This is a genomic window from Ralstonia sp. 22086, assembly GCF_052045975.1.
GTDB lineage: Bacteria > Pseudomonadota > Gammaproteobacteria > Burkholderiales > Burkholderiaceae > Ralstonia > Ralstonia wenshanensis.
On record NZ_JBQEPZ010000004.1, the window covers coordinates 219,292 to 245,262 of the forward strand.

At 64.1% G+C, this 25,971-nt stretch carries 25 protein-coding genes; 6 read left to right on the top strand and 19 right to left on the bottom strand.

Annotated elements, in window-relative coordinates; translation table 11 throughout:
* Nucleotides 1-2 precede the first annotated feature (2 nt).
* The 12 genes from ACTJK6_RS18255 to flgB form a co-directional block, all read right to left on the bottom strand.
* Complete coding sequence (locus ACTJK6_RS18255) at nucleotides 3-746, bottom strand: YoaK family protein (protein WP_232039033.1); 744 nt, start codon at nucleotides 744-746, stop codon at nucleotides 3-5.
* Between the two features lie 67 nt (nucleotides 747-813).
* Nucleotides 814-1,773, bottom strand: a complete 960-nt coding sequence (gene flgL / locus ACTJK6_RS18260) for a flagellar hook-associated protein FlgL (RefSeq protein ID WP_343620893.1) — start codon at nucleotides 1,771-1,773, stop codon at nucleotides 814-816.
* 66 nt (nucleotides 1,774-1,839) lie between these two features.
* On the bottom strand, nucleotides 1,840-3,777 hold the full coding sequence (gene flgK, locus ACTJK6_RS18265; RefSeq protein ID WP_260803309.1) for a flagellar hook-associated protein FlgK: 1,938 nt from the start codon (nucleotides 3,775-3,777) through the stop codon (nucleotides 1,840-1,842).
* A gap of 115 nt (nucleotides 3,778-3,892) precedes the next feature.
* Nucleotides 3,893-4,987, bottom strand: a complete 1,095-nt coding sequence (gene flgJ / locus ACTJK6_RS18270) for a flagellar assembly peptidoglycan hydrolase FlgJ (protein ID WP_440839749.1) — start codon at nucleotides 4,985-4,987, stop codon at nucleotides 3,893-3,895.
* 16 nt (nucleotides 4,988-5,003) lie between these two features.
* The gene (locus ACTJK6_RS18275; protein WP_232039029.1) at nucleotides 5,004-6,122 is read right to left on the bottom strand and encodes a flagellar basal body P-ring protein FlgI; all 1,119 of its coding nucleotides are present in this window, start codon (nucleotides 6,120-6,122) and stop codon (nucleotides 5,004-5,006) included.
* A gap of 10 nt (nucleotides 6,123-6,132) precedes the next feature.
* The gene (locus tag ACTJK6_RS18280; protein ID WP_260803312.1) at nucleotides 6,133-6,885 is read right to left on the bottom strand and encodes a flagellar basal body L-ring protein FlgH; all 753 of its coding nucleotides are present in this window, start codon (nucleotides 6,883-6,885) and stop codon (nucleotides 6,133-6,135) included.
* Nucleotides 6,886-6,917: 32 nt separating this feature from the next.
* Nucleotides 6,918-7,700 (bottom strand): flagellar basal-body rod protein FlgG, encoded by a 783-nt coding sequence (gene flgG, locus ACTJK6_RS18285; protein WP_009240010.1) that lies wholly within the window; start codon nucleotides 7,698-7,700, stop codon nucleotides 6,918-6,920.
* Nucleotides 7,701-7,740: 40 nt separating this feature from the next.
* Entirely contained in the window at nucleotides 7,741-8,478 is a 738-nt protein-coding gene (flgF, locus tag ACTJK6_RS18290) for a flagellar basal-body rod protein FlgF (protein ID WP_232039027.1), read from the bottom strand.
* A 45-nt stretch (nucleotides 8,479-8,523) separates the two neighbouring features.
* On the bottom strand, nucleotides 8,524-9,732 hold the full coding sequence (gene flgE / locus ACTJK6_RS18295; protein WP_232039026.1) for a flagellar hook protein FlgE: 1,209 nt from the start codon (nucleotides 9,730-9,732) through the stop codon (nucleotides 8,524-8,526).
* Between the two features lie 37 nt (nucleotides 9,733-9,769).
* On the bottom strand, nucleotides 9,770-10,426 hold the full coding sequence (locus tag ACTJK6_RS18300) for a flagellar hook assembly protein FlgD (protein ID WP_260803313.1): 657 nt from the start codon (nucleotides 10,424-10,426) through the stop codon (nucleotides 9,770-9,772).
* Nucleotides 10,427-10,453: 27 nt separating this feature from the next.
* Nucleotides 10,454-10,861 carry a flagellar basal body rod protein FlgC gene (gene flgC, locus ACTJK6_RS18305; RefSeq protein WP_024977566.1) on the bottom strand — a complete coding sequence of 136 codons (408 nt, stop codon included), beginning with the start codon at nucleotides 10,859-10,861 and terminating at the stop codon, nucleotides 10,454-10,456.
* Nucleotides 10,862-11,070: 209 nt separating this feature from the next.
* On the bottom strand, nucleotides 11,071-11,526 hold the full coding sequence (flgB, locus tag ACTJK6_RS18310; protein WP_045203514.1) for a flagellar basal body rod protein FlgB: 456 nt from the start codon (nucleotides 11,524-11,526) through the stop codon (nucleotides 11,071-11,073).
* A 422-nt stretch (nucleotides 11,527-11,948) separates the two neighbouring features.
* Between flgB and flgA the strand changes: the two genes are divergently transcribed.
* The 4 genes from flgA to ACTJK6_RS18330 all read left to right on the top strand — a co-directional run bounded on the left by flgA (nucleotide 11,949) and on the right by ACTJK6_RS18330 (nucleotide 15,033).
* Nucleotides 11,949-12,815: a flagellar basal body P-ring formation chaperone FlgA gene (flgA, locus tag ACTJK6_RS18315; RefSeq protein WP_440475564.1), complete on the top strand. Its 867-nt coding sequence runs from the start codon at nucleotides 11,949-11,951 to the stop codon at nucleotides 12,813-12,815.
* A gap of 122 nt (nucleotides 12,816-12,937) precedes the next feature.
* Complete coding sequence (gene flgM, locus ACTJK6_RS18320) at nucleotides 12,938-13,258, top strand: flagellar biosynthesis anti-sigma factor FlgM (RefSeq protein ID WP_092971051.1); 321 nt, start codon at nucleotides 12,938-12,940, stop codon at nucleotides 13,256-13,258.
* A gap of 139 nt (nucleotides 13,259-13,397) precedes the next feature.
* Nucleotides 13,398-13,859 carry a flagella synthesis protein FlgN gene (locus ACTJK6_RS18325; RefSeq protein ID WP_004631399.1) on the top strand — a complete coding sequence of 154 codons (462 nt, stop codon included), beginning with the start codon at nucleotides 13,398-13,400 and terminating at the stop codon, nucleotides 13,857-13,859.
* 457 nt (nucleotides 13,860-14,316) lie between these two features.
* On the top strand, nucleotides 14,317-15,033 hold the full coding sequence (locus tag ACTJK6_RS18330) for a LuxR C-terminal-related transcriptional regulator (protein WP_440839750.1): 717 nt from the start codon (nucleotides 14,317-14,319) through the stop codon (nucleotides 15,031-15,033).
* A gap of 124 nt (nucleotides 15,034-15,157) precedes the next feature.
* Here ACTJK6_RS18330 and ACTJK6_RS18335 read toward each other — a convergent pair whose 3' ends face one another.
* The 3 genes from ACTJK6_RS18335 to ACTJK6_RS18345 form a co-directional block, all read right to left on the bottom strand.
* Nucleotides 15,158-16,219, bottom strand: a complete 1,062-nt coding sequence (locus ACTJK6_RS18335; protein ID WP_045203518.1) for a porin — start codon at nucleotides 16,217-16,219, stop codon at nucleotides 15,158-15,160.
* A 260-nt stretch (nucleotides 16,220-16,479) separates the two neighbouring features.
* Complete coding sequence (locus ACTJK6_RS18340; protein ID WP_440077863.1) at nucleotides 16,480-17,208, bottom strand: GntR family transcriptional regulator; 729 nt, start codon at nucleotides 17,206-17,208, stop codon at nucleotides 16,480-16,482.
* Nucleotides 17,209-17,318: 110 nt separating this feature from the next.
* Complete coding sequence (locus ACTJK6_RS18345; protein WP_009240021.1) at nucleotides 17,319-17,609, bottom strand: H-NS histone family protein; 291 nt, start codon at nucleotides 17,607-17,609, stop codon at nucleotides 17,319-17,321.
* Between the two features lie 459 nt (nucleotides 17,610-18,068).
* Here ACTJK6_RS18345 and ACTJK6_RS18350 point away from each other — a divergent pair, with 459 nt between their 5' ends.
* Together ACTJK6_RS18350 and ACTJK6_RS18355 are read left to right on the top strand one after the other, a co-directional pair.
* Nucleotides 18,069-18,428, top strand: a complete 360-nt coding sequence (locus tag ACTJK6_RS18350) for a hypothetical protein (RefSeq protein WP_440475565.1) — start codon at nucleotides 18,069-18,071, stop codon at nucleotides 18,426-18,428.
* Between the two features lie 138 nt (nucleotides 18,429-18,566).
* Nucleotides 18,567-21,236 carry an EAL domain-containing protein gene (locus ACTJK6_RS18355; RefSeq protein WP_440839751.1) on the top strand — a complete coding sequence of 890 codons (2,670 nt, stop codon included), beginning with the start codon at nucleotides 18,567-18,569 and terminating at the stop codon, nucleotides 21,234-21,236.
* Between the two features lie 66 nt (nucleotides 21,237-21,302).
* Here ACTJK6_RS18355 and ACTJK6_RS18360 read toward each other — a convergent pair whose 3' ends face one another.
* The 4 genes from ACTJK6_RS18360 to ACTJK6_RS18375 form a co-directional block, all read right to left on the bottom strand.
* On the bottom strand, nucleotides 21,303-21,506 hold the full coding sequence (locus ACTJK6_RS18360) for a hypothetical protein (protein ID WP_009277078.1): 204 nt from the start codon (nucleotides 21,504-21,506) through the stop codon (nucleotides 21,303-21,305).
* Nucleotides 21,507-22,550: 1,044 nt separating this feature from the next.
* Nucleotides 22,551-23,147 carry a nucleotidyltransferase family protein gene (locus ACTJK6_RS18365; RefSeq protein ID WP_440839752.1) on the bottom strand — a complete coding sequence of 199 codons (597 nt, stop codon included), beginning with the start codon at nucleotides 23,145-23,147 and terminating at the stop codon, nucleotides 22,551-22,553.
* Nucleotides 23,147-23,581 (bottom strand): organic hydroperoxide resistance protein, encoded by a 435-nt coding sequence (locus ACTJK6_RS18370; protein WP_440839753.1) that lies wholly within the window; start codon nucleotides 23,579-23,581, stop codon nucleotides 23,147-23,149. Before ACTJK6_RS18370 ends, ACTJK6_RS18365 begins: the two co-directional genes overlap by 1 nt.
* 142 nt (nucleotides 23,582-23,723) lie before the next feature.
* Nucleotides 23,724-25,967 (bottom strand): xanthine dehydrogenase family protein molybdopterin-binding subunit, encoded by a 2,244-nt coding sequence (locus ACTJK6_RS18375; protein WP_343620448.1) that lies wholly within the window; start codon nucleotides 25,965-25,967, stop codon nucleotides 23,724-23,726.
* Nucleotides 25,968-25,971: the final 4 nt, after the last annotated feature.

A 25,971-nucleotide genomic window follows, 5' to 3' on the forward strand; every position in this document is an offset into this window, starting at 1 on the left:
GCTTACCGCCTGCGCGCCAACAAATCATCCACCACCGGCACAACGGCCAGCAGCATCAGGATGGATGCCAGCGGAATCGTGGCGGCATAACCCAGATACTTGAAGCCCAACGCACCCGCCACGCCGCCCACGAAGAACATCCCCAGCAACGACGCCAGCAGTCGCAGCTTGGGCCGATTGGCCACGACGGCCGGCAGGTTCCGGTGCCCGTGGTTCCAGTAGAGCGCCTTGCCGACTTCGATGCCGATGTCGGTGGCCAGGCCGGTCACGTGCGTGGTACGGATCTCGGCTTTCGAAATCTTGGTGATGATGGCGTTCTGCAGCCCCATCAGGAAGCACAGCAGCGCCACGGTGGCCGGCACGAACACGACCCGGTATTGCCCCAGCGATGTGCCCATCAAGCCGAACAGCAACAGCAGCGCGGCTTCGAGCATGAGCGGCAACGCGAATTCGCTCTGCGTGCTGCGCCGGCGGCCCCAGTTGACGAGCACCGCCGTGCAGGCGGCACCACAAAGGAATGCCAGCAGCGAAGCGAATCCGGCGAGCACGAGGACGATATCGCCCAGCACGAGCGCGTCGGCCATCGTCGAGACGATGCCAGACATGTGCGAGGTGTATTGCTTGACGGCGAGAAATCCGCCTGCGTTGGCGGCGCCCGCCACGAAGGCCAGCGACTGACCGAGGCGCCGGTTGGCGTCCTCTGAGCGTTCTGGGCTGGTCAGGCGGCGAAGATACTGGATGGGCATGACCAGTCCTGACGGTAGGTGAGCCGACATGATACGCCGCGCCACCCCACCGTCTGCCCGCGCCGCATCAAGGATTGATGTACTGGAACAGCGACATGCCCTGCATGGCCGTGAACGTCTTCTGCGCGGCCTGCAGCGACACCTGCTGCTGAGAGAACTGCGAGATGGCGGTGGTGTAATCCACCGACTGCAGCTTCGAGATCTGCTCCTTCAACTGCTCGCCGTAGTTCGAGCCGCTGCTGTTGAGCGTTGTGATCTGCGCTTGCTGCGTGCCCACCGTCACCTGCGCTTGCAGGGCGACCTGATAAGCGTTGTCCAGATTGCCCTGCGCCGTCTGCACGGCCTTTTGCAGGTTCGCGACGTCGGTGGCCTGGGTGGCAGCGTTGATCGGGGTCGACAGCGCCGTGATCAGGTTCTCGTACGTCTTGAAAATGCTCTGGTTGGTGTTCGGGTTGGACGTATCCGAGTTGGGGATGCGCACGAACACCGAATCGCCCGACACCGAATTCGGCATCGAGATGTTCTGCGAAACCTGCACTACCGGCGGCTGACCGCTGCCGACGTACTGCACGGAACCGCTGGTGCTGGTGAAAGGATCGGTCGTGCCGTTGGCACCGCCAAACAGGGCCACGCCTGACGCATCGCGCTGGTTGGCCGTCGACAGTAGCTGCTGATACTGCTGCTTGACCTGCGCCAGCACGCCAATGCGCTGCGAATCCGTCATCAGCGAGGTGTTGGCCCCCACCAATGTCTGCTTGCCTTGCTGCAGCGTGGTCACCAGGTTGGTGAGCGCCGAAGACACGCTGGTCAGGCGTGCGTCGGTGGTGTCGCGATTGGCTTGGTACTGATCGTTGGCGTCCTGCGTTTGTTGCAGTTGCGCCATCTGGCCGAACGCGCTGGGGTTGTCGCCCGCGCTGTTGAGCGCGATGCCGCTCGCAATCTGCTGCTGCAGCGTGAGCAGGTTCGATTGCGTGTTCTGCATCGAAGCGGAAGACGCTGCAAAGAATTGGGCGCTACTGACTCGCATGATCGGTCCGGACGAAGGGCTTTAGGACGTTATCGGCAGGCGGGGCGATTTCTTCAGCTGCCCCGATCAGCCGCCGGCAATCGACAGCAGGCTGTCGAACAGCGAATTGGCCGTCTGCATCACCTTGGCGGAGGCCTGGTAGGCCTGCTGGTACTTCATCAGGTTCATCGCCTCGTCATCGAGATTCACCCCCGACACCGACTGCTGCTGTTGCGTGGAGCTGGCCAGCAGCGCCTTCTGCGAGGTCAGGTTGGTGCTGGCGCGGTTGGCCTGCACACCCACCTGGGTGACGAGGTTGTTCCACGCCGAGCCGATCGACGTCGTGCCGCCGTCCAGCAGGTTGCTGTTGCGCAGCTTGGCCAGCGCGCTGGCGTTGCCGTTGTCGGTGCTGTTGGCGGTGTTGGCCGAAATGGTGAACGTGTCGCCGTTGCCGGGCGAGCCCGAAAGCGTCATCTGCACGCCGTTGAAAGCGTACGTCGCGCCCTGCGTGTACGGCGCCGTACCGCCCGTGTACGTGGTCGACGTACCACCCACCGTGACAGTGACGCTGCCCGGGAACCCCGACAGCGAGCCGCCGACTGCCGAGCTGTACGTCAGGTTGATCGGCGACGTGAGCGGCGAGCCGGCATACGTGCTGTCCACGCCCAACGACGACACCGCGGCGCTGCCCGTGTTGTTGCTGCCCTGGTTGAGCACCACGGGCGAGGCCGCCGCCACGTTGTGGTAGTCGGTGGTGAGCGTCTGCATGGTGGCGGCCGCGTTGGCGGTCGGGCGCACCAGGAAGGAGTCACCGCTGTTCATCGTGCCCGACAGGTTCAGCGTGACGCCGTCGATCGTGGTCGGCCAGCTCGACACCGTCACGGAGCCGGAGCCGTCCGGATAGTGCGAAACGGTATAGGCGCCGCCCTGATACTTGACCTGGTAGTCGTAGCCCTGCCCCGCATTGGCGTTGGTGATGCTGGCCGTGAGCGTGCCGCTGCCGGTGTTGTTCGTGCTGGGCGCGACGCTGGGGCTGGCCACGGAGAAGAGGTCCGTGCCCATCTTGCCGTTGGCGTCCATGCCCAGCTTGTTCTGCGCATTCACGTCGGCCGTCACGGCCGTGGCCAGGCGGCCCAGGCTGTTCTGCGCCGGAATGAGCGTGTTGTTGCGGAAGTCCATCAGGCCGCCCAGCGCACCGCCGCCGAGCTGGCTGTCGTCGATGTTGACCGTGCCGCCCGGGCTCTTGTAGCCCACCGACAGTTGCGTCGGGTCGTACTGCGACGGCACCGCCGTCAGCTGGTAGCTCTGGTTGCCCTGCACAAGCGCCTGGCCGTTGCCCACGTAGATGTTGAACTGGCCGTCGCCGGTCTGCACCACGCTGGCCTTGATCGACTGATTGAGCGTCTGGACAAGCTGGTCGCGCTGATCACGCAAATCATTGGCCGGCTGGCCGGTCGACGCTTCGGCCTTGGAAATCTGGTCGTTCAACGAGGCGATCTGCTGCGCGGTGCCATTGACGGAGCTGATCTGCGTCTGCACCTGCGTATTGACCTGGTTGTTGAGCGAACTCAGCTGCCCGGCAATCGAATTGAAACGGCTCTGCAGGCCGGCCGCAGCGTTCAGGAAGACCTGGCGCGCGGTGGTGTCCGACGGCTTGGAGGCCAGGCCATCGGCGGCATTGAAGAAGCTGGTGAGCGACGAAGTCAGGCCGCTGTTGCTGTCCGACATGTACTTGCTCAGGCCCGACACCAGGCTGTTGAGCTGGTCGGCCGCACTGGTCGAGGCCTGGCCGCTTTGCACCTGCGCGGTCAGAAACTGGTCATAGATGCGCTTGACGGTCGTGACGTTGGCGCCCTGGCCGAGATAGCCCACGCCGGCGTACAGCGGAATGTTTTCCGTCTGCACGGCTTCCTGGCGCGAATAACCGGGCGTGCTGGCGTTGGCGATGTTGTTGCCGGTCACCTGCAGGTTGATATCGGCCACCCGCAGGCCGGACGCGCCAATATTCAGAAGGGAGCTGCTCATAGTTGTCTCGGTGCGGGCAGCACGAAGCCGCCGAAATAAGCTCTAGAAACAACATCGGCCGGACAAGCGGAAACTTGAGCCGGCCGTCGTCGCCAAAATATGCTTTTTAAATCACTCAAACGATCTGCTTGAGCACCGCCATGATCTTGTGGGCGTAGTTCGGGTCGGTGGCGTAGCCGGCGCGCTGCAGCCCCTTGGCGAACGACGCCGCATCGTTGCCGTTGCCGGCTGCCACGACGTTGCTGTAGCGCGGGTTGTTGGCCAGCAGGTTGGCGTAGTCCTTGAAGGCCTCGGCGTACGAGCTGTACGCGCGGAACTTCTCCTGCACCTTGTGGGCGACGCCGCCGATGTATTCGGTGGTGGTCACCGTGGCAGTCTTGCCGGCCCACGAGCTGCCGGCCTTGATGCCGAACAGGTTGTGCGTGATCGTGCCGTCGCGTGCCTTGATCTCGCGACGGCCCCAGCCGGACTCCAGCGCGGCATGCCCGATCATGAAGTTGGCCGGAATGCCGGTTTCCTGCGCGGCCTGCGATGCGTGGCCGATCAGCTTGTTGTAGAAGCTGGTCATGCGCTCGCCGCGCGGCTCGGACGCCACCGTCGACAGGTCAACCTCGGGCGGTGCGCTCGGGGTCTGTGCCTGCGCATCTGCCTGCTTGCGCAGGGCGGCCAGTGCACGTTGCACGCGTTCTTCCAAGCCGGGGCGCGGCACAGTGCTGATGCCCGAGCCGTCGTCTTCCGTGCCCGGCGCCACGGCGGCCGCCATGCTGTTGAGCGACGAACGGGCGATGGCCTTGGCGGCATCGCTCGTGGCACCGGCGGCACCAGCAGCACCCGGCAGCGCGGTATTGGTGGCCGTCGTGTTCGACAGGGCGGTGTTCACTTTGCCGCCCGCATCCGGGTTCACATGCGTGGCCTGACGCAGCATCTGCTTCAGAAGCTGGTCTGCAACGCCCACGCCGCGCGAGGCCATGGTCTGCGAAAGCTGCTGATCGAGCATCGACGTGTACATCTTGCTCGACGACGAATCGAGCGGCCCGTTCTGCGGCGATGCATCGCGCATCTGCTTGAGCATCATGTTCACGAAGATCGCGTCGAACTGCTTGGCGACGGTCTTGGCGGCGCCGGTCGGATCGGTACGCGCCGTTTGCTTGAGCGACTCGAAACCCTTGGAATCGAGCGCCAGGCGGCTGGTGAGGTCGGTTTGGTTCATCGTGGCCTCCCCAGCGTCAGATGATTTCCAGATCGGCGCGCAGCGCGTTGGCCGCCTTCATCGCCTGCAGGATCGAGATCAGGTCTTGCGGGTTGGCACCGATCGCGTTGATGGCCTTGACCACGTCCGCAAGGTTGGTACCGCCCTTCACGCTGATGAGGCTGCCCCCTTGCTGCTTGACCTCGATGCTCGAGCGCGCCGCCGCCACCGTCTGCCCTTGCGAGAACGGCGCCGGCTGGCTCACAACCGGGTCGGTGCTGATGGTGACCGACAGGCTGCCATGCGCCACCGCGCAGGGCTCGAGCTTGACGAGCTGGTTCATCACCACCGAGCCCGTACGGGCGTTGATCACCACACGCGCGGCGGCCAACGCCGGCGTCACGTCAATGTTCTGCAGCTTGGCCAGGAAGCCGACGCGGTCCGACGCCAGGGCCGGTGCCCGCACGTTGATCGTGCGGCCGTCCGCGGCTTGCGCCGTATCCGTGCCGAACTGCTTGTTGATGGCGGTAACGATGTTCTGCACGGTGCCGAAATCCGTCGTGCCGGTATCGAGCTGGATGCTGCCGGCCTCGCCCACCGTGGCCTGCACGGCGCGCTCCACCGTGGCGCCATTGGCGATGCGGCCGGCGCCAAGCTGGTTGATCTGCACCTTGCTGCCATTGGCCGATGCGCCTGCGCCGCCAATCACCACGTTGCCCTGTGCCAATGCGTAGAGCTGGCCGTCCACGCCCTTGAGCGGCGTGAGCAGCAGCGTGCCGCCACGCAGGCTCTTGGCGTTACCGATGGACGACACCGTCACGTCGATGGTCTGGCCCGGCCGCACAAAGGCAGGCAGCGTGGCCGTCACCACCACGGCGGCGGTGTTTTTCAGCTGGATGCTCGCGCCGGCCGGCACATTGATGCCGAACTGCGTGAGCATGTTGTTGAAGCTCTGGACCGTGAACGGGGTTTGCGTGGTCTGGTCGCCGCTACCGTCCAGGCCCACGACCAGGCCGTAGCCGATCAGCGCGTTGTCGCGCACGCCGGCAACGGTGGTCAGATCCTTGATGCGGTCAGCGTGTGCCGTGCTCGGAACAACCGCCGAAATTGCGCTCAGTGCCACCAGGGCCGCGCCGATGATGCGATGCAAAGTCATGGCAGATCCCTCAGAACGGTGACACGGTCAGGAAGAACCGCGACAGCCAGCCCATCTGCTGCGACTCGGCAACGTAGCCCGTGCCGCGGTATTCCATGCGTGCGTCCGCCACCTGGGTAGACAACACGGTGTTTTGATTGTTGACGGTGGTCGGGTTGACCACGCCGGAGAACTTGATCGACTCGGTGCCCTGGCCCACGGCCATCTGCTTCTCGCCGCTCACCACCAGGTTGCCGTTGCCCAGCACTTCCACCACCGTCACCGTAATCGTGGCCGTGAAGTTGTTCTGTGCACCGTTGGCGCCCTTGCTGTCGAACTTGTTGGCGTCGCTGGCCGACACACCCAGCAGAGAGAGCACGCCCGCGTTCATGCCGGCGAAGGTCGGCACCGAAGCGCTCATGCTGCCCGTGCGGTTGACGCTGCCGGAGGTCTGCTTGCTGGCCGCCGTGTTCTCGGTGATCACGATGGTGATCGTGTCACCCACCATGTGGGCGCGGCGGTCTTCGAACATGCCGCGGAAACCACCGCTGCCCGATGCCACTTCCTGGTAGATCGCCCCGTTCTGGCGCGGCGCCATCACCGGCATCGGTGGGCGCGCGGTTGTCGGACCCTGCACGATCGGGGCCGGCGGCGGCAGCATGCCGCACGCCGTAGCGAGCAAGGCGGCCGTGCCAAGCACGGCCAATCGAACGACTCGAGCAGCCGGCACAGCGCGGCCGCTGTGCTTGCCATTCTGGAGCGAGTAAACCGGGGGGGTATGCATCGCACTACATCCTCAAAAACTGCGCCGTCAGCTCAAAGCTGAGACAGCTTCTCCAGCATCTGGTCCGACGTCTGGACCGACTTGCTGTTGATCTCGTACGCACGCTGCGTCTGGATCATGTTGACCATTTCTTCCACCACGTTCACGTTGGACGTTTCAACGTAGTTCTGATTGAGCGCGCCCACGCCGTTCGAGCCCGGGTTGGCCAGGTTGGCCGTGCCCGACGCTTCGGTTTCGGCGTACAGGTTTTCGCCCATGCTGCGCAGGCCGGCCGGGTTGATGAAGTTGGCCAGCTGGAACGTGCCCACCTGCGTGTTGTTGACCGTGCCCGGCGTGGTGACCGTCACGACGCCGTCCTTGCCGATGGTCAGGCTGGTGGCGTTCTGCGGCACCGTCACGGCCGGCTGGACCGGGTAACCGCTCGAGGTCACAAGCTGGCCCTGCGCGTTGATCTGGAAGCTGCCGTCACGCGTGTAGGCCAGCGTGCCGTCGGGCATCTGCACCTGGAAGAAGCCGTTGCCGTTGATGGCCACGTCGGTCGAGTTGCCGGTCTGCTGCAGGTTGCCCTGCGTGTGCAGACGCTCGGTGGCGACGATGCGCGTACCGGTACCGATCTGCATGCCCGAAGGCAGCGTGGTCTGTTGCGACGACTGCGCACCCGGCTCGCGCACGTTCTGGTACAGCAAGTCTTCGAACACGGCGCGCGAGCGCTTGAAGCCCGTCGTGTTGACGTTCGCCAGGTTGTTCGAGATGACATCCAGCTGCGATTGCTGGGCATCCATCCCGGTCTTGGAAATCCACAGGGAGCGAATCATGTTCGAGTCCTTGGTTGATTCAATTCAATGCGCCGGCCGTTCAGGCGTGGCGCAGCAGTTCATTGGCCGACTGGGCGTTCGTGTCGCTCGTGTGCAGCGACTTCATCTGCATTTCCAGTTGGCGCGAGATTTCGATCATGTTGACCAGCGAGTCGGTCAGGTTGACGTTGCTGCCTTCCAGCGCCCCGCCGGTCACACGAACTTTTTCATCCACGTCGGCGTCCTGGCCGTCGCGCTGGCGGAACAGGCCGTCGGCGCCGCGGTCGATGTTCGACGGGTCGATGCTCACCAGCTTCAGGCGGCCCAGCGACACGGGCGGCGTACGGCTGTCGGCGCTGATCGCGTTGACCGTACCGTCCTTGGCAAACTGCACCGTGGTATCGGGCGGCAGCGTGATCGGGCCGCCATCACCCAGCACGGGCTGGCCGGAGAGCGTCTGGATCGTGCCGTCAGGACCGAGCTGGAACGTACCGGCGCGGGTGTAAGCCTCGCTGCCATCAGGCGTCTGCACGGCAAAGAAGCCTTGCCCGTCGATGGCCACGTCCAGGCTGCGGCCGGTGGTCTCGATCGGGCCGGGCGCGAGGTCCGTCCCGATGGCCGAGGCCATCACGTAGCTGCGCGTGGGCGAGCCATCGCCTTGCACACCCACCGTATGGAACGCATCGATCTGCGCCTTGAAGCCGGTGGTGCTGGCGTTGGCGAGGTTGTTGGCGCTGGCAGCCTGTTGGTCGAACAGGTGCTTTACGCCAGTCATCGACACGTAGATCGAGCGGTCCATGCGAGTGTCCTTGGTGTGCGGTCAGTCAGCTTCGGGCAACGACGATTACATCGTCACCAGGGTCTGCAGGATGGTGTCCTGCGTCTTGATGGTCTGCGCGTTGGCCTGATACGAGCGCTGGGCAATGATCATGTTGACCAGCTCGGCAGACAGGTCCACGTTGGATTGCTCCACCGCCGACGACTGCAGCAGGCCGAACGAACCCATGCCCGGCGTACCCAGGTTGGGGGCGCCCGAGTTGGACGTTTCCACCCACTGGTTGCCACCGATGTTCTGCAGGCCTTCCGGTGCCTTGAAATTGGCCATGGCGACCTGGCCCAGCGTTGCCGTGCGGCCGTTGGAGTAGCGCGCGGTGACAGTGCCATCGGTACCGACCGAGTAGCTGGCCAGGCGGCCGGTGGCGTAACCGTCTTGGGTCACGCCCGGAGCGGTGTCGTTGTAGCCGCCGCCGTACTGCGTGGTGCCCGTGAAATCCATGCTCGCGATGCTCATCCCGGGGAAGGCCGTGGCGATCTTGCTTGGCGTCGAGGTGAGCTGGCCGCTGCTGTTGAACGTGAGCGACGTCACCGGGTTGCCGCCGGTCGGGTTGTTGCCGTCAACTTGCGAGTACACATCCCAGCCCGAAGCGGTGCGCACGTAGTAATTGGTCAGCATGTGGGCCGTGCCCGTGCCGTCGTACACCTGTTCCGAAACGGAGTGGTTGAACGTTGCCGAGTTGGTGGGCGAGAACGGCGTGGTGGTCGGCGCCGTGGCGGCGGCGTCCAGGTTCACGCCGAACGCCGTGTTGGTGGTGGCCAGCGGCGCCAGGTCGTTGACGGGAATCTTCAAGTTGGTCAGCACGGCGGTGTTGACCTTACCGGTGGAATCCACGCCGTAGCCGGTCAGGTTCTGGCCGGTGGCCGAGATGATGAAGCCGTTCTTGTCGGTCTGGAACTGGCCGTTACGCGTGTACGACACCTGGCCGCTTGACGGGTCGACCATGCGGTAGAAGCCCGTGCCGTTGATGGCGATGTCCAGCGGGTTGCCGGTGTTGGTCACGTTGCCCTGCGTGAACGACTGCGAGACCTTGGTCACGCTCACGCCCTGGCCGATCTGGTTGTCGGACGCACCCACCAGCGAGCGTGCGTACACGTCGCCAAACTCGGCGGTCGATTTCTTGTAGCCGACAGTGTTGGCGTTTGCCACGTTGCTGCCGATCACGTCGAGGTTTGCAGAGGCGGCGTCGAGACCGCTGAGGCCTTGCTGGAATCCCATAATGTTCTCCCGTAGATAAAAAAGCGGGTTCGACCCGTTACTGAATGGTGGTGACGTCCGACAGCTTGGCCGTGTTGCCCGAGGCCAGTTGCAGCTGCGTCGTTCCGTTGGTGATGGTCACGCCCGTTACCTTGTCGGCGCCGGTGGCGTTGGCCGTTGTGATCTTGCCGCCAAGCGTGGCAGAAACCGAGATGGAGTAAGAGCCGTCGGCCACCGTGGTGCCGCTGTCGTTCTTGCCGTTCCAGGTGTAGTTGCCGCTGCCGGCGGACATCTGGCCCAGATCGACCGAACGCACGGTGTTGCCGTTGGCATCCTTGATGGTCACGACCACATCGTCGGCGCCGTTGGGTACCGAGATGCCGAAGTTGGCCGTGCCGGAGGCCAGCGTCAGGTTGGACGACGGCACCTGCACGGTACGGCCGATCAGTGACGAAGCCTGCGTGGCCGCGCTCTGCGTCGCCATGCTCGACATGGTGGTGTTCAGTTGCTGGATACCGTTCACAGTGTTGATCTGCGCAAGCTGCGAGGTCATCTGCGAGTTGTCCATCGGGTTGAGCGGATCCTGGTTCTGCAACTGCGCGACCAGCAACTGCATGAACGTGTTCTGCAGATCGGTGCCGCTGGTGATGGCAAGCTGGTTGCCGGAGGTCGTGCTCGAGGTGCCGGTGGTGCTGCTGGTTGAGCTGACGGTCATGTTCGTGTCTCGCTAGGAATGTGCCGCTTACTGGCCCAGGGTCAGAGCCTTGGAGGCCATCGTCTTGGTGGTGTTGGCGACTTCCACGTTGGCCTGGTACGAGCGCGACGCAGAAATCATGTTGACCATTTCGTCCACCACATCGACGTTCGGCATGGTCACGTAGCCGTCGGCATCGGCCAGCGGGTTGCCCGGCTGGTGCATGCGCTTCATGGGGGTGACGGTGTCTTCGACCACGCGGTCGACCGACACGCCCGTGGCGTAGTCGTCAGACTCCTGCACGGGCGAGAACACCACCTGCTTGGCGCGGTACGCCTTGCCGTCCGGGCCCGTCACGCTTTCGGCGTTGGCCAGGTTGGAGGCGACCACGTTCATGCGCTTGGACTGCGCGGTGAGCGCGCTGCCAGCTACATCCATCACCTTGAATAGCGACATGTTGATTCCGATGTCTTCAAATACTGTTGCCGGCACTGCTGCCGGACCGATCCGGTTGTTCTGTATGGCGGCTTGCTCCGGACCGATCTTTCCCGGCCCGGAGCGCCACACAGTTCCCGCCCCTCTTTCGCCGCGCGTGACTGCTGCGCGGTCGTCTTAATGCCTGTCTGCTGCTCTTGATGCTCTTGCTGCTGTTGCTACATCGCGCGCTAGCTGTTCTGAATGGCCGCCAGCATCGACTTGATCTTCTGCGTCACGATGCTCAGATCGGCCTCGTAGCGCACGGTATTATCGGCAAAGCGCATGCGCTCGCCATCCATGTCCACCGTGTTGCCGTCGATGGACGGCTGCTGCGACGTGCGGTACTGCACTTCACCCTGCAGCGCCTTGGTTTGCTGCGACAGCGACGCCTGCATCAGCGACACATCGCCGGCCGGTGCGCCATCCACTGTCAGGTGCCCCGCAGCCGTTGCCGTCATCGGCAGGCTGTTTCCGCTTTGCTGGCCGACCGCCTTCTGCAGCGCCGACTGAAAATCGAAGTCGCGCGCCTTGTAGTTGGGCGTATCGGCGTTGGCGATGTTCGAGGCCAGGATCTGGTGACGCTGCGAGCGCAAGTGCAGCGCCTGCTCCTGAAAACCGAACAACTGATCCAGCTTGTCGACCATGTCTGTCATTCCTTGCGTGTGGCGTCCTGGTGATTGCTGCCACCCGCCGGGGTTGCGTTCTGTCTTGCGTTTGTGTGTTGCGCGTTCCCTTCGGCTGGAGAACTCGGCATCAGCGGCCCCTTCAAAACCGCCGATGCCGTCTCCAAAACCGCTGAACCGCTTGTCATGCTGAGTTGCCGTCATGCAACCTCAGTGGAAAAGACCTGTCTGCGAATCCAGAGATTGGCCGGGAAACCCTCCCCCGGGGCAGGCTGTACGGCCAGGAACCGCACAACGCCAGGGACTTCACCACGTTGCAAAGTCTAGGGGCGGGTGTGCAAGACCATTCGTCCGAATAAGGGGGGGATTGGCCGACATTTCCGCATTTGGCGCTCGCGCACGCGTGGCTAAACTTCACCGGACTTTTGATGAAGGGGCTCTCCATGTCCACGCGGTTTGCACGCAGCGCGCACCACCCGACCCAACCTGCCACCACGGCCACGCCGCTGGCTGGGCGCCAGCGCAAGCTGTTGTTGATCCTGGCGCTGGGCCTGCTGGCCAGCGTCGTGCACCCGATCCTGGCGCACGCACAGGGCATGGTGCGGGTCGGGTATCCGCCCGCCCAAGCCGTACAGCAGCCCATGCAGCCCATGCAGCCCACCACAATCCAGGGGCCGAACGCCATTCAGATGCAGATTCAGCAGCAACTGCAGTCGCAACTGGACATCCTGGGCGGCACAAATGAGACGGGAGCGCCACGTGCGTCGGTCGAGGTCGGCCCGGTAGATGCCCGCGTGGCCAACCAGCCCTGCGACCAGATCGACCTGATGCTGCCGGCGGCCAACCGCCTGCGCGGCCGTATACAAGTGGGCGTGCGCTGCCGCTCGCCGCATGCCTGGGCGGCTTGGGTACCGGCCACAATTCAGATTACGGGGACGTATTACGTCGCCTCGCACCAGCTCTCGCCGGGCAAGACGCTCGATATGGGCGATCTGGAAGCCCGCACGGGCGACCTGTCGATGCTGCCGGCCTCGGTCGTGCAACAGCCGGCCGATGTGGTGGGGCGTGTACTGCTCACGAGCGTGGCCGCCAATCAGCCGCTGCGCGCCGAAAGCCTGCGCCTGCCAATTGCCGTGCAAGCCGGCCAGACCGTCAAGCTCATCGCCGAGGGCGGCGGCTTCCAGGTCAGCAGCGACGGCCGGGCCTTGAACCAGGCCGCCGTGGGGCAGGTGGCGCAGGTGCGCACGGCCAACGGCAATGTCGTCTCCGGCATCGCGCAGTCTGCCGGCGTCGTGGCAATCCAGTTCTAAGATCAGATTGATAACGACAGATCACTTTTCGATTGTGATGCTTGATCGATACCTGCCGCTAAAGTTTGGGCCGGGGTTGGCCGATATGGGTGATAGGATGAACGCGCTCTTCGGAGACACCCGTGAAAATCAACCATATCGTGAACAACACGCCGGCCGTTGCGCCGACCAAGGACGCTGCGTCCGGGTCGACGCGCGCGACCGGTTCGTCCCCGGCCGCTACGACGGCTTCGGGCACCACGCGCCACACCGGCGATGCACCGTCGCTGTCGGTCCAACAAGTCTCGCGCCAAGTGGGCAGCGGCGACTTCGACGCCGCACGCGTCGAGCAGATCCGCAGTGCCATCCAGAACGGCACGCTCAAGATGGACGCCGGCAAGATCGCCGATGCGGCGCTTTCCGACGCGCAATCGCTGCTCTCCACGCGCTCCAAGAAGGTCTGACGGGGGTTTCCCGTCGTCCGTCCCCTGTATTTTCTGACGCCGCCGGTCCGAGGGTTTCCGACTCTCGACCGATCGCGGCGGGGCGGTGTGCCAGCCGGCGGCTGCCCAAGCTTCCAAGCCTGAGCCTGAGGTAGTCACCATGGACAACACACTGCTGATCCGCACCCTTGCCGACGAGCAGGAACTGCTGCGCGCAGCCACCCTCACCCTGGATGCCGAAGCGCAGGCGTTGCGCGATGGCGACATGGTCGAACTCGAGCGCATCACCCAGACCAAGCAGAAACAGCTCGCCGCGCTGGGCGAAGCCGACCGGGACCGCCGCCTTTGGTGGGCCCAGCACGGCGGCGCCGATCCGTACGGGCTGGTCAAATACCTGCGCACCGATGAGACTGCCAGCCGCCTGTTCGACGAGAACCTGGCCCTGGCCCGCCTGCTGCGCCAGCGCAACATCGACAACGGCACCCTGATCGACCTGCGCCTGCGTGCCACGCAGAACGCGCTGTCTGTCCTGCATGCTGCCAACAACGGCGGCGGTACACCCTACGGCCGCGACGGCAAACAACCGCTGTCGATGCCACGCTTCTCGGTCGTCGCGCAATAAGCCACCACAACACGTTTTTTGGGTACAAAAGCCCCGCTTTACGCTTACGTCAATGGGCGTGAAGTGGGGCTAGCTGCTGCTGCCTGATCCTGCTATGTATAGAGGGGTCTAGCACACCACCGATCGGGGTAAACAAAAAGGTTTACATCCCATTGATGGGTGCAACAAGCATGCTGGGGATTTATTCTGCGATTTTGGCGGGGTTAATCCTCCGCGCCTGGCGACATAAACAAGAAAAACCGGAAGGATTTGCGCCTGAATGGCGTGCCAAGGTTTCGGCCCGGTGGCACCGCACTGCGGTGACTGCCGGTTGAACGGGGAAATATACCGAGACCGCACGTCAGAAGCATTTCCACACGCACGCCCACGTTGATTTTCGACCGGCTGGTCCAAATAGACGCGGCAACGAGCTGATTCCGGAAATGGGCAAACAAACCATAACCAGACAGGCGGCGCAGTGAAATCAATCGTAGTGGAGGCACACCCTTTGGTGCGTGCCGGCGCGACCCATGTGTTGCAATCCTTGCCGGCCATCACCGAAGTGGTCAGCGTCGAGCCGGACGAAGCTCTCTTTGAAAACCTCGCGGCGCATGCGGACGCCGAACTGGCCCTGATCGGCCTGCCCTTGCCTGGCATCGACGATCTGCCAGCGCTCTCCCGGCTGCTGCAACAGCCGCATCCCCGACATGTCGCCGTACTGGGCGAAACCGATTCCGCTGCGCACGTGCGCACGCTGATGCAATTGAATGTGTCGGCCTATCTGCTGAAAAGCTATTCCGGCAAATTGATTGCAGCGGCATTGGAATTGGTGCTCGCGGGCGGCCGTTATGTGCCGGCGTCGATCGTGCTGACACGGCCTGAAGCGATTGGGGCAGGTTCGGCCAACGGTAATGACGATGGCGCGTTACTCGGCCTGACGCAGCGTCAATATGAAATTCTCGTCTTGCTCTCGCGCGGGCATCCGGTCAAAACCATCAGCCGCATGCTGAGTATTTCCGAGGCGACAACCAAGGCGCATATCAACGCGCTGTATCGCCGGCTGGAAGTGCGCAGCCGTACCGAGGCTGTGTTCGTGGCCACGCAGCGCGGCGCCATGCTGCTGAATCAGCCAAACATTGGAGCCGAGGCTCCGGCGCCGCTATCGCCGCCGTTGCGCCTGGCGCGCACCGGCTGACACCGCCGCCCTTTCGGCTTTTGCCCATAACAAAAAACGGCGCCCGGAATCCGGACGCCGTTGAAAATGCCCACCCACGCTGTCGAGACGCGGGCGGTGACAAGGAAAAGCAGAACGCGAAGGCTTAGAACTTTGCGCGGATGCCTACACCGAAGGTGTCAGCCGTCGAGAGATCCGACACCTTGTCGCGGAAGTAAGCCGCATACACATCGGTGCGCTTGGACAGCGAATAGTCGTAACCGACCGCCCAGGTGTTGCGCTTCACGTCGGCTGCACCCGAGGTCTTCGTGTAGGCATACGATGCCAGCACGGCGCCCGGGCCCACCGGAATCGACACGCCCAGCTGACCGCCGTTGCTCTTGGCGTCGCCGGTGCTGATCGTGTTCTTGATGTACTGGTATTGGCCGTACAGCTTGACCACGCCAAAGTCGTACGTGGCACCCAACTGCCCCGCCGTCTGGCGCGCAAAGCCAGCCACCAGGCTGTTCAGGTCGCCAGGCGCGCCGTCGTAGCGCACCTGCTGGAACGCCGCCGTGGCCGCAAAGTTGCCACGGAAATACAGCAGGCTGCCGCCCCACTTGTTCTGACCGTTGTGGCCGGCTTGCTCGCCCGCGCCGTAGATCAGGTTGGCCGTCAGGCCGCCCATGTCCGGCGTGGAGTACATGATCGAGTTGTCCCAGCCCGAATCGCCCACCAGGCCCGAGATACCTGCGGCGCCCGTACGGCCGTTGCCGAGGTAGGTGTGGAACACCATCGGCGAGAACGTGTACGAATCGATGAACGGGTTAAACAGGATCGTCGAAACGAAGTACGGCGGGGTGTTACGGCCGAGCTTGATCGAGCCCCAGCTGTTCGACTGCAGACCGACAAACGAATTACGTGCGAAGAAGTGGTCGCCATCAAAGCGGCCGGACTTGCCCGTGTCGGGGCGGAAGAACGCTTCCAGCGTGAAGATGGCCTTCAGGCCGTTGCCCAGGTCTTCGCTGCCCTTCATGCCCCAGTACGACGTCGACATGCCGCCCGAGTTGACACCCCAGGCGCGGTCCTGGCCCAGGTTCTTGGTGGCGCCCGCCCAGGCATCCACCTGGCCATACAGCGTCACAGACGATTGGGCCTGCGCCGCGCCTGCAGTCAGGGCCGCGGCAGCAGCCAGTGCGGCCAGCGAAAAACGTCGCTTGAGTTGCATTGTTGATTTCTCCCTCTTGTGGTTCCGGTGTGTTGAATCGACTGAATCAGCGTTGAGGCGGCAGGTGGCTCAACCCGCCGCCGCTGAGATGGGGCCGTGAATGCAACTGCCGTGCCAATACGTTGTCGGCAAAGCGTCGCTTCACAAATAAATACGTTTTCTGGGGAAGGGGCGCAGACTAGCTTGAATACTTTAGGCGGACAAGTCCCCATCGCGGGGTGTGTGGCGCCGTTTCTGCACCGGTCTGGCGCAGTGCGCTTTCAGTCGTTTTGGAGCACGCGGATGTCGACTTCGCGTGTGTAGCGCTCGGGGGAAAAATCGCAGTACGTGAGGGAGATCGGCACGTCGGCCACGCTGTAGCCAATGCGGCGCACGCGCACCAGCGGCACACCCGCTTGCACGCCGAGCTGGGCGGCCTGGTGTGCATCGGCCACACAGGCAAGCGGCGCCTCGCGTGAGCGCGCGATGGTCAGGTTGGCGCGCTGGAAGACCTGCACGAACAGGCGATCTTCAAAGTCGCGCGCCTCCAGCATCGCCGCCAGCCGCGTCGTCAGCCACGTGCGCAGCAGCATGATCGGCTGCCCCTCCACCTGGGCGCGCCGCTCGACAAACGCCACCTGCGCGCCCACCGCCAGGTCGAGCGCGGCGGCCACGGTCTCGTCGGCCGCCTCCAGTCGAAAAGCACTGACCGTATAGACCGCGCCCGGCACGTATTCGAGCGCCGCATCTGACTGGCCCGGCGCATACAGCACCGGCCGATGCGGCCCCACGCGATCGAGCACCACGCTGCGCTGCCCCCGCGAGCGCTTGAGCAACCCGCGGGCCGCCAGCTCATTCAGCGTGCGGCGCGCCGTCAAGCGCGAGACGCCATAGCGCTGGGCGACTTCGTTCTCGCTGGGCGCGATGCTGCCCGCCGGCAGCGTTCCGTGCAGGATGTCGAGCCGAATGCGGTCGGCCAGTTCGAGGTATTTGGGCAGGCGGGGCGTCATGCCGTCGTTATACAGGAACGCTCATCGCGCGCAGCAACGCAAATGGCCCACCGGGCAGGTGGGCCATTTGCGTTGCACGCTTGCGTGCGCGCCAGGCAGGGCCTGGCAGATCAGGCGATCAGGAATTTATCGCGGTTCTTGCCGATCCAGGCCGGAGCACGGCCGCGGCCGGACCACGTTGCGCCCGTCTTCGGGTCACGGTACTTGGCCGGCACCGGCGCCTTCGCACCGGCACGGCGGCCGCGACGCTGAGCGAGGCCCAGGTCTTCAGCCGTCAGGCCATATTCGGCAACCGTCTGGCGCACTTGCTGGATCACCGCTTCCAGCTCCTTGGCACGCGCAGTTTCGATCTGCTCTTCCAGTTTGGCCTTTTGTGCAATCAATTCCTTGTATGTCGCCATATGCGCTCCCAATAAATTCTGGTGTGAAGTCTGGTGTGGATCAGATATTAGATCAATTGTATTCATAACTGAAATCAAATTTCAACGTTTTTGATCCTGCCCCTTCAAACCGCGCCACTAAGCCTGGAATCAACTCGCAACACACCGGATGCTCAGTTTCAACCGGAAAGTCGGATTGACGTATCGGATTAGCGTACGCGATCATGCAAGGCCACAAACTGGTATCGCGCTGCATTTCAGTGCCACCACCATAGCAAGCGCCGCCGGGTCCCGCAATTCCGGCTTTTGCCGCAAGCGGCAATCCGCAGCATCGCAGCAAACGCAATATCAATTCATATGCAAGTCGCCGGCCAGGTGTGCCATTGCACCGCGATGGCGCTCGCCAAGGCATGCCCATTTGGCGTGGCCGTAAAACGATTCAAAGCACCACCTTCCAGGTTGCAGTTGGATGAGACAACGATGAATTCGCTCTTGCCACGTCGTTTTTACTATCTGCTTTTGGTCTTTGGCGCGCTGGTCGGCTCCCTGTTTGTCGCCGCGACGTTTTTCTTTCCCGAACGTTCAGCCGAACGAATCAGCGCTTACTTCCTCCTGACAATGGGAACATGCGTTTTGATGTGTGCAATCGGGGGAGCACTGACGCATCGCTGGATCGATCAGCATTTCGCCGCGCCAGAACGTGGGAATGGCGCGGATACTGAAATAGAACGCGCACCCCCGACCGAGCCGCAGCAAACCGTTTTGAAACCCGTAACCCAAAAGAGCCACAGCGAGGTCGACAAAGCGCGCTCAGAATGTGTTGTATCGACCACAAACTAGACTTTGCGCCGCGCACGACTTTTGCGCATGATGAAGAGCATTGCCCCCGGCTTCCAGTAGCCGGCGTTCTCGTGGCCAGCGTCGCCCGAGGTCCATGCTGAGTGAGATATTGGGCAATACCTCAGGTTGGAGCGTGGGATGCCAGACGAAATTTCCTACCCGTTGTCGGCGCAAAGCCTTCCGGTTCCGCTCTATGTGGTGCTCGAAGGCCGCATCGTCTTTGCCAATGCAGCCGGCGTTTGCATGGTGCGGGCGCTTTCGTCCGACCAACTGCTCGGCGAGCCCTTTTCGCGCTTCTTCCAGGACGTGCCTGCGTGGCTCGAGACCCATGCCGGCGGCGACACCGATGCAGGCCCGCCCGATGCTGGGGCCACGTCGGCAGCGCAACTTGTCTCCGCCCTTTGCGCAGGCGACTCCAACGAGGTGGTCAGCGTTCGACTGACGGTCACGCCAACCCGCTTTGACGGGCTGCCGGCACAGCAGGTGGTGGTGCACGGATTGCCGCTGCCGCTCGATGCGCAACTGCCCGGCAAGGCCGGCGAGCGCGTGCTCAGCGCCGAAGCGATTGGCGCAGCGCTGCCGCACGAGCATCTCGATCACCTGCTTTCCACGCTGCCGTCCTCCGCGTCGCTGGGCGAGCGGCTGCATGCTGCGTTGCGGGCGCTGGAGGCAGCGTTGCCCTCGACGCTGTGCGTAGTGGTGCGTGTCGTCTCCGGCCGCGCGCGGCTCTATGGCACGCAGCGCGCGCGTGCGAAGCTGGCGTTGCGCGACGATCGTGCAGCGCACCAGCCTCCCACAGCGCACGGTGAATTCGATATCGAACTCGCCCGCATCGCGCCGCTGCTCAATGAGCTGGCGCCCATCGAGCTGATTCGCGAAACCAATGCGCCCACGGCTGTGCGCGATGCGCTCGTGCGCGTGCTGGAGACCGCGCAGCCGACATGGCTATGCCGCATCCCGGCCCAGCATGGCGGCATGGCCGTCGCCGATGATCTGCTCTGCCTCTTCTTCCCCACGGCCAACCCGACCGACGACGCAACGTTGCGCGCAGTGTGCGGCCGCTACATCGCCGCGTTGGTCAAGCTGCTGCGCCTGGAGAATGAATATCGCCAGTCCCGCGAGTTGCGCGACCAGTACCGGCTGGTCGTCAACCATCTGAGCGAGGGCGTGCTGACGCTGTCCACCGATGGCCGCGTGCTGTCGTACAACCGCAGCGCGGCCGAGATCCTTCGCATGTCGGGCGCGTCATGGAAAGGCCGCCCGCGTGTGGCACTGAACGACATGATGCTGGGCGAAGACGGCGCCATCCTGCCCCGCGCGGCATGGCCGTCCACACTGGCGGCCCGCACGGGACGCGCGATCAGCAACGTCGTCGTGGGTGTGCCGGCCGGCAATGGGCAGATCGTGTGGCTGCGTGAGTCGGTGCTGCCGATGTTCTCGCCGGACAGCGCGTCACCGCACGCGGTGCTGCTCATCTTTACCGACATCACGGCCGAGCGTTCCGCCTACGAGCAGTTGCGCCTGCTGGAGACCAAGGATTCGCTTACCGGCCTGCCCAACCGCGCGGCATTCATCGAGCGGCTCGATGCGCGGCTGGCGCTGCCGTCGACCGGGGAATCCGCACTGCTGTATATCGGGCTGGACCACTTCAAGACCGTGAACGAGGCGATGGGGCACCACGTGGGCAACCAGGTGCTCAACATGGCGGCGCAGCGCATCCGCAGCCAGGCGGGCCAACGCGCGTTGCTGGCACGATTGGGGGGCGATCAGTTCTGCGTGGCCATCGATGACCCGAAGGCCGCCGACACACTCGCCCAACAGGTGCTCGACGCGCTGGCCCGCCCCTTCACCGGCGGCGAGCGCGAGGTGCATCTGTCCGCCAGCATTGGCGTGGCGGCCTACCCCGAAGACGGCGGTGACGCGGCCACGCTGGTCAGTCACGCTGAAGCCGCCATGTACCGCGCCAAGGAAAGCGGCCGTAACCGCATCACCCGGTATTCGCGCACGCTGGAAACCCAGATGCTGCGCCGCTTCACGCTCAACGAGCGCATGCGGCGTGCGCTGGGGCGTGGTCAGGTGCGGCTGGTGTATCAACCCAAGTACGCACTCGACTCGGGTGAACTGGTGGCGGTTGAGGCGCTGATGCGGTGGTCGGACCCCGAGTTGGGCGCGGTGTCACCCAGCGAGTTCATCGACGTGGCGGAGGAGTCGGGCTACATCCTCGAGCTCGGCCGCTGGGCGCTCATGCAGGCCTGCGCGCAAGGCGAGGCATGGGCGCGAAAGTTCGGCTTCACAGGTCGCATGGCGGTCAACGTATCCGCACGGCAGTGCGATGCCGGCGTGATCGAGCGCGACGTCGACGAGGCACTCAAGGCCTCGGGCATGGCGCCGGGCCGGCTGGAGCTTGAATTGACCGAAAGCGTGCTGCTGGCCGACAGGCAATCGACACAGCGTCTGCTGATGAGCCTGGCCGCGCGGGGCGTGCGCATCTCGCTCGATGATTTCGGCATCGGGTTCTCGTCGCTGTCGTATCTGCGCAGCTTGCCGATCCACAACATCAAGATCGATCGATCGTTCATCAGCGGCGTACCTGGGGTGGCCGACTGCGTGGCACTCACCAAGACCATCATCGCAATGGCCCGCGCGCTGAACATGACCGTCACGGCCGAAGGTGTGGAAACCCCCGAGCAATCGGCCTTTTTGTCTGCGCATGCATGCGACGAGGTGCAGGGCTTCCTGTTTGGGCGGCCCCTTGAAGTGTCTGCACTGGAAGAGTTGCTGCGCACCCGTAGCCGCGCGCAGGCATAAAAAACGGACCCGAGGTTTAGCCTCGGGTCCGTTTCTTTTCAGGTCGACGCCCGGGTCGAACCGAAATCAACGCGTCGATACGTTGCCCACCAGGCCGCCCAGCGCGGCGCCGCCCAGCGTAGCACCGGGGCCGCCAATCAGCGCAGCGCCGGCCAACCCGCCCACACCCGCGCCGATGGCGGTATTGCGTTGACGTGCCGTCATGTCGGCACAGCCGGTTGCAGTCAGCAGCGTGGCACCGGCCAGCAGAATCGTCAGTACCCGAACCATGTTCTTCTCCTTGAATGCGTCGGTCGCGATCAAGCCATCGCGTATCGGAAGTCTGGCCAACGGGCGCTCAATATGCTGTTTCAAGTTGTAATCAATCGTTGCAATGTGCAGACCGGCGTCTTCCGACAAGCGCTTGCCACATTCGCGAGCAGCGCCGATCAAAACCCGTCACCACGCGGGTCGGATGATGTTTCCCACAGACTTATCCACATGTTCTGTGCATAACCTGCCCAAACGGCGAAGACCCAAGTCACAAAAGGGCTTGACGGGTTTGGGCAAACGTGCAGATCACGTAAAACGTGTGCGTGCAGCGCAAGTTATCCACATCGGCAGGGGCTGTTACATCGTGCAACAAACCCTTGTGCGTCAAGCGTTTGCGATGGGTTCTGCAAGCAGTGTGCGCGCTACTGTGGACAAGTTGTGCCGGCCGGAAGCGCCGGGCCGGTTTGCCGACCGCCGCAGGAACCGCACGCCCACGGGCGAGCGTCGGCCTAAAACACCCGTCCACGAGCGTTTGACGCTCGAACACGCGCGCTCAACTGTCGGCGTCGAACCTCTGCGAGCGGACGACGACCCTCAAACAGTCGCATTCGGATGTTCGAGCTCGAAATTTTCGACCTCTGACAACCGGCTCCCACCCTCGGACAGTGGCGCTTCGGCCTGAACGAGTCGACGTCGAGTCTTTGATGGCGAAGCTCGGCTCTCGGAGGTCCAATGGGTCGGATGTTTTTGGGCCGAGTCCGGACCCCTGAGGGCCGTGCACCACTGTTTAACGGTGACGTGCCGGTGTCGGACTATCGCAATCGAATGTTTGAGATCGGCACACGCACCCAACACAGCGGCGCTGGGCAAGCCGCAGTCAACCGGCGGGGCGCGTTGCGCTGGATCTGCTTGGCCGATGGCCGATCGCCGCATGCATCGGACGGACATACGCCCAGCGTGATCGGGTTCCGGAGCATTTCGGGCCAATCCGATCATGACGATCTCACCGGTCAGCAGATCGTGATCCGCGGCGGCGCCTCGTTGTGAGTCAATCCCGTTAGATCACGGGGTCAGATCGGCCGGCGTATCGACATCGCGCAAGATGCCGGCGTCATCGGTCTCGATGCGGATGAGCTTGTGGGGATCGATCAGTCGCCGCGCGCCCTCGTCGCCGTCGAGCGATGTCAGCCCTGCGAAGAAGTCGGCGCCGAAGCCGATGGGGTGGCCCCGCTGCCCGGCGTGAAAGGGCGCAACGCAAGAGTGCGAGTCGAGTGCGTTGGTAACTTGAGTGATGGTCTCGGGTGCAATCCACGGCATATCGGCCAGCGCGATGACCCACCCGCCGGCTTGCGGGCGCGCGGCCACACCGGCAGCCAGGCTGGCACCCATGCCACGTGCGGCCTCGGCATACCGCAGGACTTCACAGCCTGCTTCGCGCAAGAGCGCTACCAATTGCTCGACCTGCGCGCCATGCGTGGCAGCGGCGGGCACCACTGCCACCACGTCGCCCAATGCCTGCTTCAGATGGCGCGCGGCTTGGACTGCCACGGGGGTGCCATCGGGCAGCAGGGCAAGCAGCTTGTTGGCCACGCCCGCCGCATCAAACCGGCTGCCGCGGCCTGCGGCCAGCAACACACCAACAACAGGCCGCTGCGGCATCAGACCACCTCGGTCTTGAGCGTGACTTCCACGTTGTTACGCGTGGCGTTCGAATAGGGGCAGACCTGATGCGCCTGGGCCACCAGCTTCTCGGCATCGGCTTGCGACAGGCCGCTGATCCGCGCGGTCAGCCCCACCTTCAGGCCGAAACCGCCCTCCTCACGCGTGCCGATACCCACGTCGCAGTGGATCTCGATGTTGCTCGGATTGAGTTTGAGCATGCTCTTGGCGACAAAGTCGCACGCCGAGCCAAAGCAAGCGGCATAGCCTGCGGCAAAGAGGTCTTCGGGCGTGGTGGTGTTGGGCTTGCCGGGGCCGCCCATGGCCTTGGGCACCGACAGGTCGTGCGAGACCTGGCCGTCGTCGGTTTGCGTGTGGCCGTTGCGGCCGCCTGTGGCCTTGGCGTGGGCGGTGTACAGAATATTCAATGCCATGACATGCTCCTCCGGGGGTGAACAACGCAACCGCGGACGCAAGAATCGGTCCGCAATACTGGGGGATACGAGGCTGCAAGAACAAGAAAGCCGGCACACATCACTGCATACCGGCTTCTATCTCATCACGCGATGATGACAATCACACCGTATCGAACGGCAGCTTGCGCTGACGCTTGCCGGTCAGGGTGAACAGCGCGTTGGCCACCGCCGGTGCAATCGGCGGCGTGCCAGGCTCGCCCAGTCCGGTCGGGTTGTCTTCCGACGGCACGAAGAACACGTTCACCGGCGGCGCGTCCGGCATGCGCACGGGCGGGAAGTCGGTGAAGTTGCTGTTCTTGGTGGCACCGTTTTCGATGTCGATGGCAAAGCCGGGCTGGATCATCGCCAGGCCGAACACGCAAGCGCCCTGGATCTGCGCTTCCGCACCCATCGGGTTGACCACGCGGTTGGCATGCACGCCTGCGGTGACACGATGCACGCGCGGCTTGCCCTGGTCGACCGACACCTCCACAACGTACGCCACCACCGACTCGAACGACGCATGCACCGCTACGCCCCAGGCCTGGCCCTTGGGCAGCTTGCGCTTGCCGTAGCCGGACTTGTCGACGGCGAGTTGCAGTGCGGCGCGATGGCGCTCATGTTCCTTGCCGGTAAAGCGCGCGAGACGGAAAGCGACCGGGTCCTGCTTGGCTGCATGCGCAACCTCGTCGACCATCGTTTCCATCACGTACGCCGTATGCGTGTGGCCCACGGAACGCCACCACAGCACCGGCACGTTCACGTCCGGATGGTGCACCGTCAGCTGCATCGGGAAGCCGTAGTCGTTTTCGACCACGCCCTCGACCATGGTCTCGTCCACACCGTTCTTGACCATGAAGGCTTCGAACGGCGTGCCCTTGAGGATCGACTGACCGACGATCACGTGGTCCCAGCCGACGACCTTGCCACTGTTGTCCACGCCCACGTTGACACGGTGCAGATGCATCGGGCGGTAGTAGCCGCCGCGGATGTCGTCTTCGCGGCTCCAGATCACCTTGACGGGACCGTTGTGCCCGGCCGCCGCATAGGCCTTCGCCACGTTGGCGGCTTCCACTACGTAGTCCGACGTGGTGATCGCGCGCCGGCCAAAGCCGCCGCCCGCCATCATCGTGTTCAGCTCGATCTTCTCGGGCGATACGCCGAGTACCTTGGCGATGGCTCCCTGGTCGATGGTCTGGAATTGCGAGCCGACCCACACCTTCGCGCCCGTGGTCTTGCCACCGTCTTTCTGCAGATCGATCGTGCAGTTCAGCGGCTCCATTGGCGCGTGCGCGAGGTACGGAAATTCGTAGTCGGCCTGGATGCGCGTTGCGGCGGATTGGATGGCGCTCATGTCGGCGGCCTTGGCCACCGTGCCGGGCTGGCCGGCGAGCTTCTTGTACTCCGCCATCAACGCCGGCGTGGACACCGTCGAGCCGGCGTCTTCCCACGTGACCTGCAGCGCGTCGCGGCCCTGCTTGGCCGGCCAGTATCCGTCGGCAATGACGGCCACGCCCGTGCCGCCACGGTCGGTCGGGATCTGCAGCACGTCGACCACGCCCTTCACCGCCTTGGCCGCAGCCGCGTCGTACTTGGCCACCTTGCCGCCAAAGCGCGGCGGGCGCGCCAGCACGGCGACCTTCATGTTGGGCAGGCGCGTGTCGAGGCCAAACTTGAGCGAGCTGTCGAGCTTTGCGCGCGCATCCAGGCGCGCCGTCGGCTTGCCGACAATGCGGAACTGCGACGGGTTCTTCAGCGTGACCTGGGCCGGCACCGGCAGCGCCATCGCGGCCTGTGCAAGCTCGCCGTACGTAGCGCGGTGGCTGCCCGACGTAACCACGCCGTTGGCCGTGCGGCATGTGGACGGATCGACCTTCCAGCGCTCGGCCGCCGCCGAGATCAACATGGCACGCGCGCGACCGCCCAGCTCGCGGTATTGCTGGAACGAGTGGTTCAGCGCGGTCGAGCCGCCCGTCATCTGGATACCAAAGCCCGGGTCCTTGTACGGATCGCCCGCGGGCGCGAGCATGCCACGCACGTTGCGCCAATCCACGTCGAGTTCTTCGGCCAGCGCCATCGGCAATGCCGTGTGCACGCCCTGACCGAACTCAAGACGGTTGACCGCCACGGTGACAGTGTTGTCCGGCGCAATGATGATGAACGCCTGCGGCGGCGAGGGCGGCTTGGCCTTGGCGTCCTGCGCTCCGGCCAGCATCGGCGCCACACCCAGCGCCAGACCGCCGCCCGCCAGCGTCGTGAGTTTCAGAAAGCTGCGGCGATCAAACGTGGCCGACCCGGCATCCGCAGACGCCGGTTGATGTTGCGCGCCGCCACCGGCCAGCGCTTCAAGATTTCGAATACGCATCGTG